Source organism: Clostridium sp. C105KSO13 (assembly GCF_001517425.1).
In the GTDB taxonomy this organism is placed as follows: domain Bacteria; phylum Bacillota; class Clostridia; order Lachnospirales; family Lachnospiraceae; genus Muricomes.
The window spans coordinates 57,787-79,150 of sequence record NZ_FBWL01000164.1 but is presented as its reverse complement, the minus strand read 5'-3'; the positions used below and the strand labels follow the sequence as shown (position 1 = coordinate 79,150).

The 21,364-nt window shown below is 39.8% G+C and carries 15 protein-coding genes; 13 read left to right on the top strand and 2 right to left on the bottom strand.

Features of this window, described 5'->3' with window-relative positions; translation table 11 throughout:
* Window positions 1-2 precede the first annotated feature (2 nt).
* A complete protein-coding gene (locus BN3456_RS08535) occupies window positions 3-1,478 on the top strand; it encodes an FGGY-family carbohydrate kinase (protein ID WP_089983718.1) in 1,476 nt (491 codons plus the stop codon).
* Window positions 1,479-1,644: 166 nt separating this feature from the next.
* Here BN3456_RS08535 and BN3456_RS08530 read toward each other — a convergent pair whose 3' ends face one another.
* On the bottom strand, window positions 1,645-2,157 hold the full coding sequence (locus BN3456_RS08530; RefSeq protein WP_347458030.1) for a hypothetical protein: 513 nt from the start codon (window positions 2,155-2,157) through the stop codon (window positions 1,645-1,647).
* 546 nt (window positions 2,158-2,703) lie between these two features.
* Window positions 2,704-3,561: an AraC family transcriptional regulator gene (locus BN3456_RS08525; protein WP_089983716.1), complete on the bottom strand. Its 858-nt coding sequence runs from the start codon at window positions 3,559-3,561 to the stop codon at window positions 2,704-2,706.
* A gap of 168 nt (window positions 3,562-3,729) precedes the next feature.
* Between BN3456_RS08525 and BN3456_RS08520 the strand changes: the two genes are divergently transcribed.
* The 12 genes from BN3456_RS08520 to BN3456_RS08465 all read left to right on the top strand — a co-directional run bounded on the left by BN3456_RS08520 (window position 3,730) and on the right by BN3456_RS08465 (window position 21,361).
* The gene (locus tag BN3456_RS08520; protein ID WP_089983715.1) at window positions 3,730-7,005 is read left to right on the top strand and encodes a DUF5107 domain-containing protein; all 3,276 of its coding nucleotides are present in this window, start codon (window positions 3,730-3,732) and stop codon (window positions 7,003-7,005) included.
* 122 nt (window positions 7,006-7,127) lie between these two features.
* Window positions 7,128-8,279, top strand: a complete 1,152-nt coding sequence (locus BN3456_RS08515) for a Gfo/Idh/MocA family protein (RefSeq protein WP_176699150.1) — start codon at window positions 7,128-7,130, stop codon at window positions 8,277-8,279.
* Between the two features lie 14 nt (window positions 8,280-8,293).
* Window positions 8,294-8,923: a YesL family protein gene (locus BN3456_RS08510; RefSeq protein WP_089983713.1), complete on the top strand. Its 630-nt coding sequence runs from the start codon at window positions 8,294-8,296 to the stop codon at window positions 8,921-8,923.
* Between the two features lie 62 nt (window positions 8,924-8,985).
* Complete coding sequence (locus BN3456_RS08505; protein WP_089983712.1) at window positions 8,986-11,736, top strand: glycoside hydrolase family 2 TIM barrel-domain containing protein; 2,751 nt, start codon at window positions 8,986-8,988, stop codon at window positions 11,734-11,736.
* Complete coding sequence (locus BN3456_RS08500) at window positions 11,693-13,051, top strand: MFS transporter (protein ID WP_089983711.1); 1,359 nt, start codon at window positions 11,693-11,695, stop codon at window positions 13,049-13,051. The genes BN3456_RS08505 and BN3456_RS08500 overlap by 44 nt, the downstream gene beginning before the upstream one ends.
* A gap of 3 nt (window positions 13,052-13,054) precedes the next feature.
* Entirely contained in the window at window positions 13,055-13,759 is a 705-nt protein-coding gene (locus tag BN3456_RS08495; protein ID WP_089983710.1) for a polysaccharide deacetylase family protein, read from the top strand.
* Between the two features lie 107 nt (window positions 13,760-13,866).
* Window positions 13,867-15,183: an ABC transporter substrate-binding protein gene (locus BN3456_RS08490; protein ID WP_176699149.1), complete on the top strand. Its 1,317-nt coding sequence runs from the start codon at window positions 13,867-13,869 to the stop codon at window positions 15,181-15,183.
* Between the two features lie 69 nt (window positions 15,184-15,252).
* On the top strand, window positions 15,253-16,161 hold the full coding sequence (locus BN3456_RS08485; RefSeq protein WP_089983708.1) for a carbohydrate ABC transporter permease: 909 nt from the start codon (window positions 15,253-15,255) through the stop codon (window positions 16,159-16,161).
* The gene (locus BN3456_RS08480; protein ID WP_089983707.1) at window positions 16,162-16,980 is read left to right on the top strand and encodes a carbohydrate ABC transporter permease; all 819 of its coding nucleotides are present in this window, start codon (window positions 16,162-16,164) and stop codon (window positions 16,978-16,980) included. It begins immediately after the preceding gene.
* A gap of 75 nt (window positions 16,981-17,055) precedes the next feature.
* A complete protein-coding gene (locus tag BN3456_RS08475; RefSeq protein WP_089983706.1) occupies window positions 17,056-18,606 on the top strand; it encodes a response regulator transcription factor in 1,551 nt (516 codons plus the stop codon).
* 25 nt (window positions 18,607-18,631) lie between these two features.
* Window positions 18,632-20,344 (top strand): sensor histidine kinase, encoded by a 1,713-nt coding sequence (locus tag BN3456_RS08470; RefSeq protein WP_176699148.1) that lies wholly within the window; start codon window positions 18,632-18,634, stop codon window positions 20,342-20,344.
* A gap of 3 nt (window positions 20,345-20,347) precedes the next feature.
* Complete coding sequence (locus BN3456_RS08465; RefSeq protein ID WP_089983704.1) at window positions 20,348-21,361, top strand: aldo/keto reductase; 1,014 nt, start codon at window positions 20,348-20,350, stop codon at window positions 21,359-21,361.
* Window positions 21,362-21,364 lie beyond the last annotated feature (3 nt).

The window sequence follows — 21,364 nt, the reverse complement described above, 5'->3', positions numbered from 1 at the left end:
CGATGGCGGAACAGTATATTATCAGCATTGACCAAAGTACCCAGGGAACAAAGGCACTGTTATTTGATGAGAAGGGGAGTTTGATTAAACGCACAGACAGACCACATAAACAGTTTATTAATGCACAAGGATGGGTATCCCATGATCCTAGCGAGATTTATACAAATGTTATCAATGTGGTGAACAGGCTCACGGAAGAAATTGATAAGACGAAGGTTGTAAGTGCTAGTATCAGCAATCAGCGTGAAACTTCCCTGGCCTGGGACCGGGCAACGGGGAAGCCTCTAGGAAGTGCCATTGTATGGCAGTGTGCCAGAGCGGCGGACATTTGTGAACGGGTAGAAAAGCTTGGCGAGGCTGAAAATATCCGCCGTAGGACGGGACTGAATCTGTCTCCTTATTTTCCTGCGTCCAAAATTGCGTGGATTTTGGAAAATGTGAATGGAGCGAAAGAAAAGGCCGACAGAGGGAGAATCTGCCATGGAACTATAGATAGCTGGCTGGTGTTTAAACTGACTGGAGGAAAACATTACAAGACTGATTATTCCAATGCCTCCAGAACACAGCTTTTTAATATTTTTGATTTGAAATGGGATAAGGAGATATGCAGTCTGTTTGGGGTTGAACCTAAGAATATGGCGGAAGTCTGTGATTCGGATTCCAATTTTGGGGAAACGGACTTTGAGGGTATACTGCCTCATTCGGTTCCCATTCACGGGGTCCTTGGAGATTCCCACGGTTCCCTGTTCGGACAGGGCTGCCTTAAGCCGGGAATGACAAAGGGAACCTACGGTACTGGTTCCTCTATAATGATGAATATTGGTGAGACGCCAGTTTTAAGCACTCATGGGGTGGTGACCTCTCTGGCATGGGGGATGGGAGGAAAGGTTAATTATGTACTGGAGGGAAACCTAAATTATACAGGGGCGGTTATCACATGGCTTAAAGAGGATTTGAAACTGATTCGTTCTCCCGGCGAGACAGAAGCTTTGGCCCAGGAAGCAATTCAGGATGATTGCCTCTATCTGGTTCCGGCGTTTTCAGGGCTGGGAGCCCCTTATTGGAACAGCCGTGCCACAGCTTCTATTGTGGGGATGACCCGGACTACCAAAAGAGCGGAAATAGTGAGAGCAGGCGTGGAGTGTATTGCTTACCAGATTACTGATATTGTCAGAGCTATGAGTCAGGATGCGGGAGTGAAAGTGGGAGAACTCCGCGTGGACGGAGGCCCTACCAGAAATAAATATTTGATGCAGTTTCAAAGTGATATCGCGGACGCTATCGTACAGGTACCGGACTCTGAGGAACTTTCCGGTATCGGCTCAGCATATGCGGCCGGGCTGGCACTTGGGATATGGGATGAAACGATATTCGAAAACATGAACCGGACAAAATATGAACCACGAATGAAGAAAGCACTGAGAAAAGAAAAATGCGAGGGCTGGAAGGCTGCAGTAAAGTCGGTGCTGACAAAATAGTATAAAAACCCATATGGCTGGCAGGCTTTGGCTAGAAAGCCCGTCGTCTGCATGGGCTTTCAATCTTATGTGATTTATATGCCGATTTTATACAAAAAGATTTACATTTGCTTCCTCTGCATTTCAGAGATAGAAAGTCACCCCGGCGATTCCTTTCGAAGTGCATTCAGTCCCCAGAAGGTAAAAACATTGTGACCGGGCGCTCCATAGCGGCGGCCCCGTTGGCGATAATGAAAGGTCCATTTTGCATAAGTATGCGGTCTGCGTTATAGGAACGGACACCTATGGAACAGTAGGGGATGATGAGTAGTACGTTCTGTGCAACGAAGCCGAGCATGTTTACCGGATCTTTTGCAGAGGAATGGGGAGGCATATAGGCAAACTCTAATTCTGCCAAATCATTGACGGTGCCCTTCACCCGCATTGTGACGGCTATGGTATCGATCCGCTTATTCACTTTGTCCTGCCCGAAGATCTGTGCACCATATATGGTGCCGTCACGGACGAAAATCAGCTTTAAGGTAATGGGGATGGCTTCGGGATAGTAATCGGCGTGGGACTTCTGGTTGATGAGTACGGATTCGTGATCCTGGCCTTTTTGCTTTCCAGCAGCTTTAAGCGTCTTTTTATTCAATCCTACAGCTGTGGCGTGTAAATGTGAAGAACTCCGTTTTTCCATATACCGCACCGCCATGTTCGAAGATGCTGGACTGATAATAACCAGGCTCTAAACCAGCACAAGAAAGCATCTATGACGGTAAAGTGAATTTAGATAAATTACCGTATTCGGAGTAGATTGCAGCTGTTGATAATGGTCCGATACCGACAAAGTATATGATAAGTACCTCCAAAAAAATATTTTACACTGTTGTTTTTATGTTTGTTAAGGATATGAATTACCTTACTAATGATAACTTTGTCTGCAGTATCAACCGACATGCTAATATCTTGCAAAAGATTGCTGACATAATCAAGCAGGGAATTTGCTTTTGATATGGAGCAACAGATTTTGTAAGTTAAAAAAACAGCCCAATATATCAGCAGGTGACGATCTGCTTAGATGTGGCAGACGGACGGTATAATATAACTGGGGCGGATGCCATAACAGATGGTAAAGTGGTATTCCTTGGGCTAGAAATAGACCGTCAGGAGATTCTTCGTTATTTTCTACGGAAGATAATGTGCAGTTCCGGTAAAAAGACTGACAGTTCACAGCAGGAGAGTGTTATGTCTCGTCCATTGAATAAGAAAAACGATACTCACTGGGCGTTATTCCTTCACGTTTGCGGAAGGTGGTGCAGAAGATGCTTTCACTGGTAAAGCCGCAGGAGAATCCAATTTCCTTAATTGGAAGTGAGGTTGTTTTTAGTAAAAATTTTGCAGAGTTCACCCGCATGGTAATCAGATACTGATGAGGAGTCATACCTGTTTCTTTTGCAAAGAGGCGGGTAAAGTAATAAGGACTTAGAACTGCAAGAGCAGCGAGACGATCTAAAGTAATTGGTTCCGCAAAATGTTCATTAATATAAGAAATAGCTTTTGAAAGAGACAGCTGAGCTTTTGGCGCTGTCTCTTTTTCTGTCCCGGAAAGCATAAGTTCCGTTAGTATATCTGTAATATACCGGGAAATGTCTGCTTCTAGTATTCTGGTATTTGTCTGAAACATGCTGTAAATACTTTTGAGAGCGTGTTTTACCGCAGGCGCTTTTCTTGGCGTCAGCACATTGCCAAAATGCTCTGCTATATACTGGTAATAGTTTCTGCATAACTGCCCGTCAAAATGAAGCCAGTAGGATTCGTATCCAGTCCTGCTTTCATACTGATGTGGTGCATAACAGTCCAGAAAAACAACATCACCAGGTCCTGCTTCAATCTGAACTTCATTTAAAGTGACGGTACACTCCCCTTTGGTAACCAGCATTACCAGAAAGCTGTCATAGCTGTCCCGTTTAAGAAAATATCCGGGTTCATAAGTAAAATAGCCTGTACAGACCGGATAGAAAAACAAAGTACGTGCAAGTGCGCTTGGAGTATAGACATAGTAATCGGAATCACCTGATACGTGAGGTTCTAATGTTAGCATAAAAAGACTCCTTTAAGATCATTTTATACAGTATAACACTTGCCCTCAACTATCACAAATAAAAATAGCAATTTTTATAAATGAATAAGCAAAATACAGTAATGATAAAACATTTTTTATGGATTATAATCAATTTTGAAAAAGCAAATTATAAAAGGAGATGCCAATATGAAAGAAGCAAGAATCTGGGAAGAAGAAGTGGCGATCCCGACTTATGAAGTGGGTGAACCTGATAAAAATCCAATGTTCCTTGAGAAACGTGTATATCAGGGAAGTTCAGGAAAGGTATATCCTTATCCTACTACTGAAAAAATCAGTCATGAAAAGAAAGACAAGGTGTATCGTGCAGTATATCTTGAAAATGAATATATCAAAATTATGATTCTGCCGGAACTCGGAGGTCGTATACAGAGAGCTTATGATAAAACAAACGACTATGATTTTGTATATTATAATCATGTAATTAAGCCGGCACTTGTAGGGCTTGCCGGACCTTGGATTTCAGGGGGAATAGAATTTAACTGGCCCCAGCATCACAGACCGACTACATTTATGCCGGTGGATTATTTACTTCAGGAAAATGAAGATGGAAGCAAAACGCTTCTGGTCAATGATGTTGATCAGATGTATGGAACAAAGGGAATCGCAGGGTTCACACTGTATCCGGGGAAAGCGTATATAGAGATCCGGGGACAGCTTTACAACCGTACAGCAATGCCTCAGACATTTTTGTGGTGGGCGAATCCTGCAGTTGCAGTTAATGACCATACACAATCTGTTTTTCCTCCGGATGTACACAATGTATATGATCATGGTAAAAGAGCTGTATCCAGATTTCCAATCGCCAAGGGTGAATATTACAAACATGATTACAGCGAAGGTGTAGATATATCCCGGTATAAAAACATACCTGTTCCTACATCCTATATGGCTGAAACGTCTAAATATGATTTTGTAGGTGGATACGACTATCAAAAAGAAGCCGGGCTTTTACATGTGGCAGATCACCACTTCTCTCCGGGAAAGAAGCAGTGGACATGGGGATGTGATGATTTTGGCCACGCATGGGACCGCAATCTGACCGATGAAGATGGCCCTTATATTGAACTGATGACCGGCATTTATACTGAAAATCAGCCGGACTTTACCTGGCTGAAGCCATTTGAGGAAAAAACGTTTAAACAGTATTTTATGCCATACAAAAATGTTGGCACAGTAAAAAATGCAACAATTCATGGAGCATTAAATGCAGAAATCACTGAAGAGGGTATTACTCTCATTGTTTATGCAACAGAAGAATATACAGATGCAGAGATAATTGTGACAAAAGCAGGACAGGAAATTTTCCGTGACACTGCAGTAATCTCACCGACTAAGGTGTATAAGCAGTCTGTCTCACAAGGAACAGATAAGCCGGAAGAAATCAAAGTATCTGTCCGTGCAGGCGGCAAAATACTTGTTGAATATCAGCCGGAGGAGGTAAAGATTCCTGAACTGGCAGAACCTGCAGAAGCGGCAAAGGATCCACAAGAAATTAAGACAAATGAAGAATTGTTGTTGACGGCTCAGCATATTGAACAGCACAGACATGCAACTTACCTGCCTGATCCATATTATCTCGAAGGACTGAAGCGTGATCCAGAGGATATTCGTATCAATAATGCATATGGAATGCTTCTCTTTAGAAGAGGTGACTTTAAAGGAGCTGAAGATCATTTCCGAAAAGCAGTTAAGCGGCTGACATGGAGAAGTCCGAACCCTTATAACAGCGAAAGTTATTATGATCTTGGTCTGGCACTGTTCTATCAGAATCGTAAAGAAGAGGCTTATGATGCATTTTACAAGGCTACATGGAGTAGTGAGCAGCAGGAAATGTCCTTTTATTATCTGGGAGCAATTAAGTCAGAAGAAGGGAATTATCAAGAGGCACTGGAGCTTGTTGAAAAAGGACTGGTCAAGAATGTACACAATATTAAGGCAAGAGGCTTGAAAACTGTTCTTCTAAGAAAGCTTGGCAGAATTCAAGAGGCGAAGAGCTGGTGTGAAGAAAATCTTGAACTTGATAAGTTTGACTACGTTTCCAGATATGAGCAGTTTATTTTAGAAGACAAAGACCCGGAAAAACTTTTGCTGATGAATCGTCTTATGCGTAATTTCCCGGAAAATTATCTGCAGGCTGCGAGAGATTATGCAGAGTCTGGACTCTATGCAGAAGCAGAGACCATATTAGAGCAGTGCAGTTTAGAATATCCACTTCTTTCTTACTATAAGGCCTATTATCTGGGCAAGGAAAACAAAACAGAAGAAAGTATACAGGAATATAAAAAAGCTGATACTTTAAAACCAGACTGCTGTTTCCCAAATAAACTTGAAGATATTGCAATTCTTGAAGATGCAGGCAAAAAAAATCCCAAAGGGGCTAAGTCATATTATTATCTTGGAAATCTTTTCTACGATAAACTTACATTTAAAAAAGCAGTGGAATTGTGGGAGAAGTCAGCTGCATTAGATGACAATTATCCTACCGTACACCGGAATCTTGCACTGGCGTATTTTAATAAAGAAAATGAACCGCTAAAAGCCAAAGCAGAACTTGAGAAAGCATTTGCTTTAGACAAAACAGATGCAAGAATATTCCAGGAGCTTGACCAGCTGTATAAAAAGCTTGGGACACCATTTGAAATAAGACTGGCTAATTATGATCAACATCTCGATATTTTGACAGAGCGTGATGATGTTATGCTGGAATACGTGACATTATTTAATCTTGCGGGAATGCATGAAAAAGCTTACGAGACAATCATGTCTCATACATTCCGCCCGTGGGAAGGTGCAGAGGGGCGTATCTCAGGTCAGTACAAAGTAGCGCTTCTTGAGATGGCAAAACAAAAAATCAGCGATAAAGATTATGCAAAAGCAAAGGATTTACTTGAGAAGGCTCTTGAATATCCACTGAACCTGGGTGAAGGAAGATTAGAAGGAACGAAAGATAACCACATCCATTATTATCTTGGTGTGGTAAAAGAAGCACTTGAGGAAAAGGACATTGAGACAGAATATAAAAAAGCAGAAACCGGAGACAATGAACCAGCAGGAGTAATGTACTATAATGATCAGCCGGCCGATATGATCTTGTATAAAGGATTGGCTAATCAGAAGCTGGGAAATCATCAGGAGGCATGTGCATGCTTTAATAAGCTGATGGATTATGGAGAAAGACATCTTCGTGATAAGATGAAAAATGATTTCTTTGCCGTATCACTCCCTGACTTTCTGATTTTTGAAGATGATATGGATGCCAAAAATCAAGCCCACTGCTATTATCTGATGGGTCTCTCAGAACTTGGATTTGGAAATAAGGAAGAGGCTAAGCGATTATTTGAGCAGGCACTTAACATTGATTATAATCACCAGAATTGCAGAATTTACCTGAAAATGTGCTAAAAATAGAAATGTTCGAATTTTGAAACAATTGACTGTATCTTACAACTGAATACCACAGTCATTCCTGTTATGCTGAAAATAAAAGATAATGTGAAAGCGGCAGAATTTTCAGGAGGATGTTAATGTTGAAAAAAGTAAAAACAGCAGTAGTTGGCTGTGGTATGATCAGTGATATTTATTTGAAAAATCTCCGCAGTATGTTTTCTATTATAGAACTGGCGGGGTGCAGCAGCCGGAGTATGGAAAAAGTAGAACAAAAAGCTGCACAGTATGGTATCAAGGCAATGACAATAGAGGAAATCATGGCGGATGATTCCATTGAACTGGTGATCAACTTAACTACACCCACCGCCCATTATGCAGTAACAAAAGAGTTACTGGAGAGCGAAAAACATGTGTATACAGAAAAAGTGCTTGCGCTGGAATTAGATCAGGCAGAAGATTTGATTCAGACAGCAAAAAGAAAACAGTTGTATCTTGGAGCAGCACCGGATACCTTTTTGGGAAGTGCCGCACAGACAGCAAGATTTATTCTGGATAGCGGCATTATAGGGGAACCTACCGGGTTTACTGCAGTGCTGAACAGAGACAATCGAGTGGGAGCGGAATTTATCCCCTATTTGGCTGAAGCAGGCGGAGGCATAGGTTTTGATGTTGGTATCTATTACATCAGCGTACTGAATTTTATTCTCGGGCCGGCTCGACATGTGTCAGGTATGATGAAGACAAGGAATCCGAAAAGGACGCATTTTCTTCCTTCCAAGGAGGATTACTGCAATACGTATGAAATGAAATGTGAAAATCAGATGGCGGGGAATATTGAGTATAGTAACGGAGCAGTGGGAACCGTATTATTTAATTCTGAGTCAATTATGAATCCTTATCCAGAATTGGCCATTTACGGCACACAGGGGATAATGTATCTGTCCGATCCTGATGCTTTTGGAGGAAATGTAAGGGTTCTGCAGAGAGGGCAACAGGAAATGATAAATTTTCCTTCCAACTATGGTTTTTCGGATAATTCAAGAGGTGTTGGAGCGGCAGATCTGGCATGGGCAATACGTCAGGGAAGAGAACCAAGAGCTTCTAAGGAAATGGCTTATCATTCTCTTGAAATTCTTCATGGAATTGCAGGCAGCAGTAAGTCTGGCAAAGTATATGAGATGAAATCAGGTTTTATTCAGCCGGCACCTTTGCCTCAGGGCTATCAGAAGCAAACACATTTTGGTCACTTTGAGGCTGATGAAGAAGCTGCTTTGGCATATCTCAGATAAGGAGGAGGGGAAACATGAACATTTTTAGTATGGATAGTGTTTTTTACCGATTCATCAGTAAACTGGGTGATCTGATGATTTTGAACATCCTGTTTCTGATCTGTTGCCTTCCGGTATTTACCGTAGGTGCATCAGTAACAGCTCTGTACAACATGTTATTGAAATTGGTAAGAAATGAATCTGGATATGCGGCAAGAGGGTTTATTCAGGCCTTTAGGGAGAATTTCAAACAATCTACCATAATCTGGGTCATTATGGCAGCTATCGGATGTGTATTTTATTTTGATATCCTCCTGTCCCATGCAATGGGAGGTATTTTAGGCAGTACGCTGAAAGTGATATTTCTATTTTTAGGCATTTTGTATTTAAGTGTACTTTCCTATGTGTTTTCGTTGTTAAGCAGATTTGAGAATACCATATGGAATACCTTGAAAAATGCTTTTTGGATGGCAGTGGGATATTTGCCGTTAACGGTGTCTATACTTGTTTTAGAGGTGCTGCCACTATTTATTATTTATATGAGACCAAAAGCATTCTGGTATCTGCTCCCAATTATGGGGGTGTTAGGATTTTCCGGACTTGGATATTTCTGTACCATAATCTTTAATTATATTTTTAAAAAATACATGAAAGACGAAAATTAAATGATGATAAAAAGCGGATGGGCAGGTGGCAAATCCGCTTTTTTATAAGACTGGAGGATGAAATGAAAAAAGTAATAGATTTAGGCGGGCAATGGAATGGTTATGCAGATAATCTGGGAAATTTTACTGTAATGCTGCCGGGAACTCTAGACACCAACAAAATAGGGGTTAAGGACGAGAAAAATCTGGCAACAAGACTGACCAGAGTCCATACATATGAAGGACAGGTATCATACTCCAGAAAAATTTATGTATCTGAATGCTCGCAGGGAAAAAGATTATTCCTGAAAGTAGAAAGAACTCGGGAATTGTCCTTAAAAATTAACGGAGAAGAGCAGATACCTTATGAAGCAGGAAGCTTAAGCACTCCTTTTCTTTTTGAGGTGACACGGTTTGCGGGCAGAGAGGCAGAATATGTTTTTACTGTAGACAATGTATATACAAAATGGCCCAGAAAATCCATTATTGGTTCTTCTGCTGCTACGGATGAAACACAGACAAACTGGAATGGTATCTTGGGCGACTTTTATATTTATGAAGAAAATGAAGTTTTTATTTCTTCCATTAGTGTATATCCAAATGAAATCGGAGCTGACGTATGTATAGAGGTAGATGGTATTAACGAAAAATCCAACAAAAATCTTCTCCTCACCATTGAATCGCCGGCTTTTTCAGAAGATAAAACAGTTCTTGAATCAACAGAGTGGAAGAAGGATTTAGATGAAACAGAAAAAAATAGAATGGCATGCCGGGTTATCGGTATTCCGTATGACCAATCAGTCAAAAGGTGGGATGAAGGAGAAGGAAATCAATACCAGGTCACCGTATCCATTTTGATGCAAAATGAAAAGGTTACAGAAAATATTGATGAACGTATCATCTATTTTGGTATCAGGACTTTCGGGAAAGAGGAGAGTCAGCGTCTGGTAATTAACGGGAGAAAATTCTTCCTTCGGGGAGAAGCAAATTGCTGTGTATTTCCTGAAGAGGGGCATCCGCCGGTAACCGAAGAAGCCTGGACAAAAGTACTTGAAGTTTACGAATCTTACGGGGTAAACTGTATGCGCTTTCATTCATGGTGCCCTCCCGAAGCGGCTTTTGACGCAGCGGATAAGATGGGAATGATGATGCAGCCGGAGTTGTCTCAGTGGAATTTTAAGGATGCTTTCGGGGATGAAGATGCAAGAAAATATTACCGCCATGAACTGGAATCTGTATTAAAAAATCTGGCCAACCATCCGTCTTTTCTTATGCTTACTTTTGGAAATGAACTGCAAAATACGGAAGAAGGAGATATTTATGTAGCCGAACTTCTAGATTTGGCAAGGGAATTGGATTCTACCAGAATGTATGCAAAGTCATCTAATTATCATTATGGCGAGTTGGGAACAGATGACGAAAGTGATTTTTATACCTCTATGGCATATTTTGAAGAAATGCTCCGTGCCACCAGTTCACCCATGATTGGGCATCTAAATCACGAATATCCATCCACAAAGCATAATTATGATGAAACAGTAAATAAAGTGTGCGGTAAAGGAAAGCCTGTCTTTGCATTTGAAGTGGGACAGTATGAAATACTACCTGATTTTGACGAAATACCGGAATTTAAGGGGGTTACCCGTGCAGTAAACTTTGAGTTAATCAAGAAAAAGGCAGAGCAGGAAGGGATATTGCCTGTATGGAAAAAATATGTGGAAGCCACAGGGGAACTGTCGTTACTTTGCTACAAGGAAGAAACGGAGGCAGCACTTAGAACGGGTGGGATGAGTGGTCTTTCTCTTTTGGGACTTCAGGATTTTCCGGGACAGGGTACCGCTCTGGTTGGAATGCTTAATTGCCATCTTGAACCTAAGTCTTTTAATTTTGCTAAGCCTGAGCGCTTCCGTGAATTTTTCAATGATGTGGTTCCGCTGCTTTATCTGGACAAGTTTACATACTGGAGCGAGGAAAAACTGTCTGCACAATTCTGTCTTGCCAATTATGGAAAGAAAAACCTGAAGCTAAAAGCAGGGTGGAAGCTGACAGAAAATGATAAAATTATAGCTTCTGGCGAATTTGAGGAATCTGATTACCTTTGTGGAGAAGTAATTTCTGGCGGAGTGATCGAAGTGACTGTTCCCCAGACAGAAACAGCATTAAGAATGAATCTTGAACTATATGCAGGAGAGTATAAGAACAGCTATCCAATATGGAGCTATGCAAAGAAAAAAGAAGTTGCTCCTTCCGAAATGGTAAATACAGTATTGACTGAAGCGCTGATTCAAGAAATAAAAAAAGGAAAGACAGTATTTCTGGAACCTTCTCCGACAAAGGAAAATTTTCCGGAGTCTATTGGCGGGCAATTTACCACAGACTTTTGGTCAGTGGGAACATTCCCCATGCAGGAAGGTGGAATGGGGATGGTGATTGAAAAAGAACACCCAGCTCTGGCCGAGTTTCCTACAGAAATACACAGCAATTACCAATGGTGGTCTATGGCATCAAAAAGACCAATGATACTGCCTTCACAAATAATGCCAATTGTTACCGTGCCTGATAGTTACAGCAGGATGAAACATATGGGACTTTTGTTTGAAGCATCATTGGGAAAAGGCCGGGTCATGATTAGTTCAATGGGCTTACTTGAAAATCAGAAGTATCCAGAATGCCGGGGCCTGCTTTACAGTTTGCTGGATTACCTTGAACAAAATGAAGAAAAGGTAAGTCAGATGATAGATGAAGATGAACTGAAAAGAATAATATCTGTTCAAACAGATGGAGAGATGAATGGAAATGAGGATAAAGAAAAGCTTCAGGGAGAAAAAAAATAAACAGGAGTACAGTATATCAACAGGGGAAAGGGTGAGTTTTGGGCTTGGTGACTTTGCGTTAAATGGAACATTTACGCTGGTTTCCTCTTATCTTTTGTACTATTATACAGATGGCGCCAAAATTAGTCTTAGTACAGCCGGAGTGATTTTGCTTCTTGGGCGCGCAGCGGACGCATTGACCAGTATTTGGGCAGGTGTTATGGTAGATAAGGTACAAACAAAGATGGGAAGGTGCAGACCTTTTCTTTTAGCAGGAATTGTACCAATGATGCTATTGATGTGCATGTTATTTTATATGCCGGACTTTTCCGAAACACAAAAGTTGATTTACGGATGTATCAGCTATATCTTATTCAGCTGCTTTTACGCATTTCTCAATGTGCCATATTCCACGATGCTTTCTGTGGTCACAGATAAAGCAGAAGAAAGAATCTCATTTAATATTTACAAGAATTTTGGAGGGAATGCAGGGGCGGTTTTTGTTACCCTGCTGACCTTCTCAATACTTGGAATAATGGGCACGGATGATAACAGTGGGTATCTAAAAACTGCGGGGTTCTACGCAGTTTTCTTTTTACTTAGTATGATGATTTGCATTCGATACACGAAAGAACGGATATGTGAAATAAGTAATACTGTAAATAATTGGAAAGATTCCGCTATGGCGGCGGCAGGAAATAAAAGCTGGCTTATGTTCATTGGAATCCAATGTCTTGGTATGCTATACATGATTATCCATAACCAAGGGACCTTTTACTATACCAAGTACTATCTTGAAAAAGAGTACCTTAATACTATATTACTTACAATGACGCCTCTGACCTGTATTTTTTGTGCGTTTATACTTCCTGCTTTTGCAAAGAAAATTAAAGTGAGAAATATTTTGACTGCGGGTCATTTTATTGTCCTTTTGTCTTTGGGCGGAACTGTAGCAGCAGGGAAAAACACTGCAGTAGTTATTGTGTTTGCTTTCTTTACCAGTCTGGGATGGAGCATAGCTACGGGAATGATATTTGTTATGCTTTCACAACTGATTGATCGTACAGAAAAACAAAGTAACAAGCGCCCTCAGGGACTGATGACCTCTGTAATGACTTTTCTTATGAAGATGGGAGTAGCCATGGCGGGTTATGCAGCTCCGGCAGTATTAAAAGCGGGGGGATATGCGGCTGATACTAAGGCGGAAGCAGGAGCACTTCTGGCCATTCAGTCAAATTTTATCTATATACCGGCAGCAATTTCTATAATAGTAATCATTATGAGTATTGGCTATTCAAGAATGGAAAAACGTGAAGAGGTATACTGGGAGGTATAGATTATGTTTGAGGGAAAGAAAAAAGCAGTTACATTTAGTTACGATGACGGCGTAAGGCAGGATATCAGGCTGATTAAACTAATGGACAAGTATGGAATCAGAGCTACATTTAATTTGAATTCAAATTTGTTTGGCGTAGAGGGTGATGATGTACGCAAAGGAACTTATATTCGTGCAGATCGATTAAATAAAGAAGATGTCAGGTATGTATATGAAAATCATGAAGTGGCAGCTCATACGTTAACTCATCCTAATCTTAATCTGATTTCAGATCAGGAAATCATAAGGCAGGTGGAACAAGACCGGCAAAATCTACAGGATATAATAGGGCGTCAAGTCAAAGGTCTTGCATATCCGGGTGGGGGCATAAATTATAATACTCATGTTGCACAGGTAATAAAAAAATATACAAAGGTAGAATATGCAAGAACTACGATTAATACAGATTCTTTTTTCAGGCAAAAAAACCTCTTTGAGCTAAAGCCCAATGTTTACCATACCATGAACAAAAATCGACTTTTTGAGATGGGAAAGCAATTTCTGGAAAGTAAAGGTGAGCAGGATTTAGTATTGTATGTCTGGGGACATAGTTTTGAATTGGATATAGCAGATGGATGGACACATCTGGAAAAGTTTCTTCGTATGATAAGCGGACATAACGATATCTTTTATGGGACAAATAGTGAAGTTCTGCTGAACGGAAAATAAGAGTCAGATAGAGATGTTCGAAATTCTTAAAATATGATTGGAATTGATTTGCTCAATCCGGAATATGCAATGCTAGAATGAATATAACAAAAACAGGAGGGAATAAAATGAAAAAGAAAATCATTAGTGTACTATTGGCAACAGCAATGGTTGCAACCCTGGCAGCAGGATGCGGAGCAAAAAGCGACAGCAGTTCTTCCAAAGATTCTGAAAAAAGTGCTGATGGAGAGGTTACAATTTCTTACTGGGGATGGGATTCAAACTATTATGAGCCATTATTTAAAGCTTATGAAAAAGAACACCCAAACGTAAAATTTGAGCCGACGGCAGTAGAATGGGGCGATATGCTGACAAAGGCTCAGCAGGCATTGGCATCAGGATCGGAACTTCCTACCATTATTGCAATGGACAACACCCTGGTAGAGAACTGGAAAGACCTTGATATCTGTGAAGATTTGACTCAATATGGCTTTGACAACAGCAAGTTCGTTGAGAGTCTTGCGGAGAAAGCGGTAACAGATGACGGAGCAGTAATCGGAGCACAGGAATCCATCAATCCAGCTGGTATTGCTTACAAGAGAGATCTTGCAAAAGAGTATTTTGGAACTGATGATCCGGATGAACTGTTTAAGATATTCAACAGTTATGATGCATATGCTGAAAAGGGACAGGAAGTCTATGACAAGTCAAATGGAGAAGTACATTTATTCCATTCAGGACAGGCAGTTGCAGAATGGTTGTATTTTGCAAGTGATGTTCAGAATATGAACGATGCTACTTTGGAATATACAGATAAAATGACAGATGTTATGTCAACGCTTGTAAAATTGCGTGATGCAAATGCAGTAGATACATACCAGAATGGTACACCTGAAGCAAATGCAACATATGCAGATGATTCACATATTTTTTATCCCTGCCCGAACTGGAGCCTTTCCTATTACATAGAAGGAAATGACCCAGATGGATCAGGAAACTGGGGTCTGATGCATGCACCTGTTGATTACAACCACGGTGGAGCATCACTTGGTATCACAAAAGATTCTACTGATGAGCAGAAAAAGGCAGCATATGATTTCATTGAATGGGCTGTTCAGGGAGACGGAGCAACAGTTGCAAGAGATGAGACCGGTTATGTTACACCATACAAAGAACTCATGGAAGATTCAGAATGGGTTAAAATGAGCGATAAAGATGTTGAATTCTTTGGAGGAGAAGATATCGGAAAAGTATTCTATCAGGATATTGCTCCCAATATGGCAAGCGTACCATCATCTGCATGGGACAACTCAATTGTTAATGTACGTAATGATGTGGCTCAGCAGTTAATGGATGATAAGTCAATGACACTGGATCAGGCAATCAGTATTGGTAAAGATCAGATTGAACAGCTTGTAACAGATGACAGTGTTACGATTAAATAATTGTAATATTTAATCATTTGTATGAAGGAATGGCTTGCTGTTCCTTCATTCTTTATAAAGGAGCATTTTATGAATAAAGGAATACATAATAAATATAAAAGCACTTGGCCAACGCTTTTTCTGGCGCCGTTTTGTGTTAGTTTTCTCATGTTCAATCTATTTCCTATTTTATACTCTTTCTATATGAGTGTACTTGACTGGAATGGATATAGTGAAAAAACATTTATCGGATTACAGAACTATATTGACATCTTTACAAAAGATACCACTTTCTGGGCATCTCTCTGGAATACAGTAAAAATTGGTGTTATCGGATTTCCTATAGCAATACTTTTAGGATTACTGTTCGCAGCAATGATCAGTGATTTGACAAAGTTTAAAAATGTCTTGCAGACTGTAAACTTTTTACCTTATATTACAACACCTGTTGCAATCGGGATGATTTTTACATTTATTTTTGAAAAGCATATTGGATTTTTAAACAAACTTATTGTTGCTCTTGGAGGAGAAGCAATTAACTTTACCGGAAGTCCCACATGGGCACCGTTTGTAATTGCCTTCATGATTATTTGGAAATGTACGGGATATTATATGGCTATGTATCTGGCTGGTATTACATCAATATCAGAAGATGTCTATGAGGCAGCGAGAATTGACGGAGCAAGCAGGGTGCAGACTTTTATGAGGATCACGATTCCGCTGTTAAAGCCTGTAACTATTTTCCTTGTTATAACAAGTGCTATTTATGCATTCCAGTTGTTTGATGAGCCAAACCTTTTGTTCTCAAATCAATCTTCATCTACGGTCGGAGGTCCCGGACAGAGCTGTCTGACTATGGTATGGAACTTCTATAATCAGGCATTTGGTGCAAATCCGAGACTTGGATATGCTTCAGCCTTATCTTCTGTTCTGTTTGTTATTATTGTAATTGTTTCATTGCTTGGTTTGAAATTTATGAATGGAAAGGAGGAAAAATAAATGTCTAAAAAAGTAAAAGGTATTTTAACAGGTATAGTTCTTGTTATAATATCGTTCATCTCCTTGGTTCCGTTCTGGTTTATGTTTTCAATGTCAACCTATAAGAGTGAATCAATTTTTCAGGGAACACCGATATTTCCATCTAATTATATGATGGAAAATGTTAAGACAATATTAGCATCCAATTTCGTGGGTGCTTATGGAAACAGTTTATTTATCTCTTTGGTTTCTATGGCAGTATCTGTTATAATATGTGCAATGGTAGGATACGGTATGAACGTATATAACTTCCGTTTAAAAAAAGCACTGAATGTTTTCATCATGATGACGATGATGGTACCAACACAGATCGGGATTATCGGATACATGATTGAAATGAGAAATATTGGTCTTAATACCACACTATGGCCAATGATTTTCACATGGTTTGCAAATGGATTTGGAGCTTACTGGATGATTTCCTTCATTCAGGGTTCTCTTCCTATAGAATTGGTGGAAAGTGCGAGAATTGACGGTGCAGGAGAAATAAAGATTTTTCGTTCCATAGTTTTGCCATGTATTAAGCCGGGGCTGCTTACCTTGTGCCTGCTTATTTTCCTCTGGTCATGGAACAATTATATGATACCTTTAGTGTTTATTAATAAGCCTGCTAATTATACCATTCCTATTTTTATCAAAAGTTTGGCCAGTGCCTATAGAACAGATTACGGTGCTCAGCTTGCTGGTCTTACATTGGCAACAATACCTCTTTTAATACTTTTTATTATTGGTTCCAAGAATTTCATTAGAGGACTGACAGCTGGTGCAGTAAAAGGGTAATGGAGCTTTTTGAACAGCAGCTGCTCAAAGCGAAAAGGTACTGCCAAGGCATAAAAGAAAGGACAGGATCTTATTGTGAAATTGACAGTATATATAGTAGATGATGAACCTATGGCAATTCAGTATCTGGAGACAATTCTGCAGGGAACTTCTCTGGATATTCAAGTCATAGGTACTGCACAAAATGGTGTTAAAGCAATTCCGGAGATAGCAAAGCTGCATCCGGATTTTGTTTTTGTAGATATTAGTATGCCTGTTATGGATGGCTTGCAGATGTCAGAGGAAGTATTGAGGCAGAATCCTTCACAAAAAATTTTTATGCTGACAGCTTATCGAGACTTTGCTTATGCCCAGAGAGGAATAAGTCTAGGGATAACACATTATTTTCTGAAAAACGAATTATCCGAGGAGCAATTGGAAGAAGTGATGCGGAAAAATGCAGCAGATCTGGAAAAAGAGAGGCGGGAACATCACAAAATACTGGAGACAAATATTCGTGATTTTTTCCGTGAGGACACTCTTGGAAGCATGCGTGAATGGGCGTATCAGGACAAGCCGTTTCAACGATATGTTTTGTTCTATATTGCTCAGCGTCCTCAAATCGTTTTGCGGCATTCAGAGAACAAAAGAGAAGCATATGTAGACTGTTATGCCATGGAGAATGGATTCCAGGATGATGAGCTTTTATTACGTGCGTTTGTGGAACTTTTTAGTAATGAATACTGTGGTATTTTTTTTACCCAGAAAGAAATACCGAATGTAGAGTGGAAATGCAGGGAAACAGCAGAGTATATTATGAATAAGTATTTAAAAAATATGGAAGATTATATCTGTCTTATATCATCTCCAGTGATGAAATTTGATATGCTTCCGGATACTTATTACAGCCTTCGTAAAAAAATGAAGTATTTATATGCGGATCAGGAGAAAATATATACTGAAGGTAAGTTGTCTAATAGCGGATTGTCTGATGAAAATGTTGAAATAAATAAAACGTTTTCTATTTGGAAAGAACGAATTGCAGAGGAAGATGAAAAAGAATCAAAGTTGCTGCTTGACAGACTTATGAATGAAATGAGCAGAAATAGAGATGTTTGGGAATTTTCCGATGGTATGCACGAGTTATGCCATTTTTTGTCCGCTCAGGTTAGAAAAAACAAACTTAATCCAGACCTATTTAAAATGTCGGATTACTATACAGATATAAAAATGCTGAGAGCTGATTTATCGAGGAACCAGGATAATCTTTTAGCTGAAATGCATAAACGAAGAGAGAAACAGTATTCCCGTCATGTCATTCTTGCCCAGGAGTATATTTATCAGAATTTTATGAAGGATATATCGGTGGCAGATATTGCTAAGGCTGCAGGAATTTCTGAAGGTCATCTTAGGAGATGCTTCAAGAAGGAGATGGATGACAATGTGGTAAACTATCTTACCGATTTTAGGTTAGACCGTGCAAAAAAATGTATGGAAGAAGGAATGAAAAGTATTGATGAGATATGGAAACAAATCGGATTTACTTCTGCTCAGTATTTTAGTTATGTATTTAAAAAAAAGGAAGGGATGTCTCCAAGAGAGTATTTGAGAAAAGTAAATCATGAGAAGGTGGATAAACAGGATTAGGCAGAGGATTCAGAGGAGAATCACAGTGAAACTGCAAAAAAAACTTACAATACCCGTTTTACTTACCATAACTGTTATATTTATGGTCATGCTGTTTATTATTATTGGTTATTATCATAAGAGTTATAAGGATAGGGAAATCAAAAGCCAGAGAGCACAAATGGATCAGGCAATTGCATCTATATCTATGACACAATCTACTGTAGAGAACATTGCAAAGCAGATTGCGGTAAGCACGGTCGTGCAGAATGATATAAATGTACCCGAGCAGGCAGTGGCTAACAATTATGTTTCCCAGACTTCAGCAAAAAATGCTTTGCGTACCTATACCTATGTTATGGACTATATTCAGGAGATTATGATTTACACCAATACGAAACGTACTTACAGCAGTATGCAGTCCAGAGATAAATTTTATCCGGAAAAGGAAGAATGGTATGCTGAATTTAAAGCAGACGGAAAAACAAAAGGATATACGAATGTGCATATGTCGGCGCCAACCCAGAACGGACGTACAAGGAAGGTAATCAGTTATATACTGACCTATTACTCAGTTGAAAATTATGAGCAAAAATTGGGGAATCTGATTATCAGTCTGGATTATTCATATTTAGAAAATTTGGCTACACGGGATATGTCACTTCTAGAAGGGTATGCAGTCTACGATGATGAGGGAACATCTGTTATACAAAATGGAAGAATTGGTTTGGATTATGAGACCCTAAAGGATAATATGGATGGAAAAATTACAGATAAATATGGCAATATCTATCTGGTATCTAAAGGAATGAATCAGGGGTGGATTATGGTGACTGAAATTTCAAGTCATTTAATGCAGAAAAAGATCATCGTTGTTGAGGTATTTCTGATTTTTATTTTTGTTATTTTAATGGTGCTGATTGTTGGGATACTTTCTACAAGTATAAAAAAAGTCGTACATCCCATTAATCGCTTAAGTGAGGCGGCCGCACAGTTTGGAAAAGGAAATTTTGATGTGTCGGTGGATGTAAGAACAGGGGATGAGATTGAGGTTCTGGCTAATGTTTTCAATAAAATGGTGCAGGACGTGCAGCATTATACAAAAATGTCGCTTGAACATGAAAAAGCAATCCGAAGAAGTCAGGTGGATCAGCTTCTCTTACAGATTAACCCACATTTTATTTACAATACCCTCAATTCTATAGTTTATATGGCTAAAATCAAGGGAGACTCAGAAATTATTGAGTTTACAAATGCATTTATCTCTTTGCTTCAAGGGACCTTGCGGGTGGAAAATGCAGTGTATATATCCTTGGAGGAAGAACTGAAAAATGTAGAGAATTATCTTGTGCTTCAGAAATACCGGTATATGGACAAGTTTGATGAAAAAATAGAATGTCCGGACAGGTTGCTGCATTGTATGGTTCCTAAGGTCATCCTGCAGCCCATTGTGGAAAATGCAATTTTTCATGGTATAGCGTCAATGGATGGACGTGGACTTCTTAGCATTATTGTTACACAGCAGGAGAAAAATCTACAGATTGTGGTGGAAGACAGCGGAGTAGGCATGTCAAAAGAAGCAGCGGCTGAACTGCTGAATGGCCATCAGGAAAACCGGGGTGGAATGAGAAAGATTGGAATAGCCAATGTTTATCGAAGAATTAAGGAAATATGCGGCGAAGAATATGGTTTTATGGTACAAAGCAACGTAGGTGAGGGGACACGTGTTATCATCACACTACCAATGAAGGAGAAATAAAAAATGGCAGATATTCCAAATGTTTACGCAGCATCAAAGGACAGATACGAAAAAATGGTCTACAACAGAGTGGGAAAGAGCGGCTTGAGATTTCCGGCTGTATCTCTTGGATTCTGGCATAACTTTGGTACCAAGGATAATTATGACAACATGAAGGCAATGTGCAGAACCGCATTTGATGCAGGAATCACACAATTTGATCTTGCAAATAATTATGGACCGGTATATGGTAGTGCAGAATCAAATATGGGAAAAATATTTCTGGAAGATTTTCGTCCTTACAGAGATGAACTGGTGATTACAACAAAAGCAGGATATGACATGTGGGACGGACCTTATGGTGACGGAGGGAGCCGAAAGTATTTAATGGCCAGTATTGACCAGAGTTTGAATAGAATGAATCTGGAGTATGTGGATATTTTTTACCATCACAGAATGGATATAGAAACACCATTGGAAGAAAGTATGCAGGCCCTTGCGGATATCGTAAAAAGTGGTAAGGCGCTTTATGCGGGTGTTTCTAACTACGATAAGGAATACACCGAAGAAGCAGTAAAACTACTTAAGGAAATGAGGTGCCCTTTTGTGGTTAATCAGAGAAGATATTCTATGTTCGACAGAACAATAGAGGAGGACGGTGTTAAAGATTACTGTAAAGAGGCAGGTGTTGGTATTATTGCCTTCAGTCCTTTGGCACAGGGATTGCTTACAGACAAATATCTGCATGGTATACCCTCTGACAGCCGTGTGGCCACAGACCATAGATTTCTGCATGCAAGTGATCTGACAAAAGAGAGGCTTGGACAGATAGCAGAGCTTAATGAAATCGCAGTACAAAGAGGGCAGACACTGGCGCAAATGGCACTTTCCTGGGTACTCAAAGATGATGAGGTGTGTTCTGTTTTAATCGGTGCGTCAAAGCCGGAGCAGATTCTTGAAAATATTTCTGTTGCAGATTATACCAATTTTACAGAAGAAGAGTTGGCAAGAATCGAACGGATCTGTGCAAGAAAATAAATG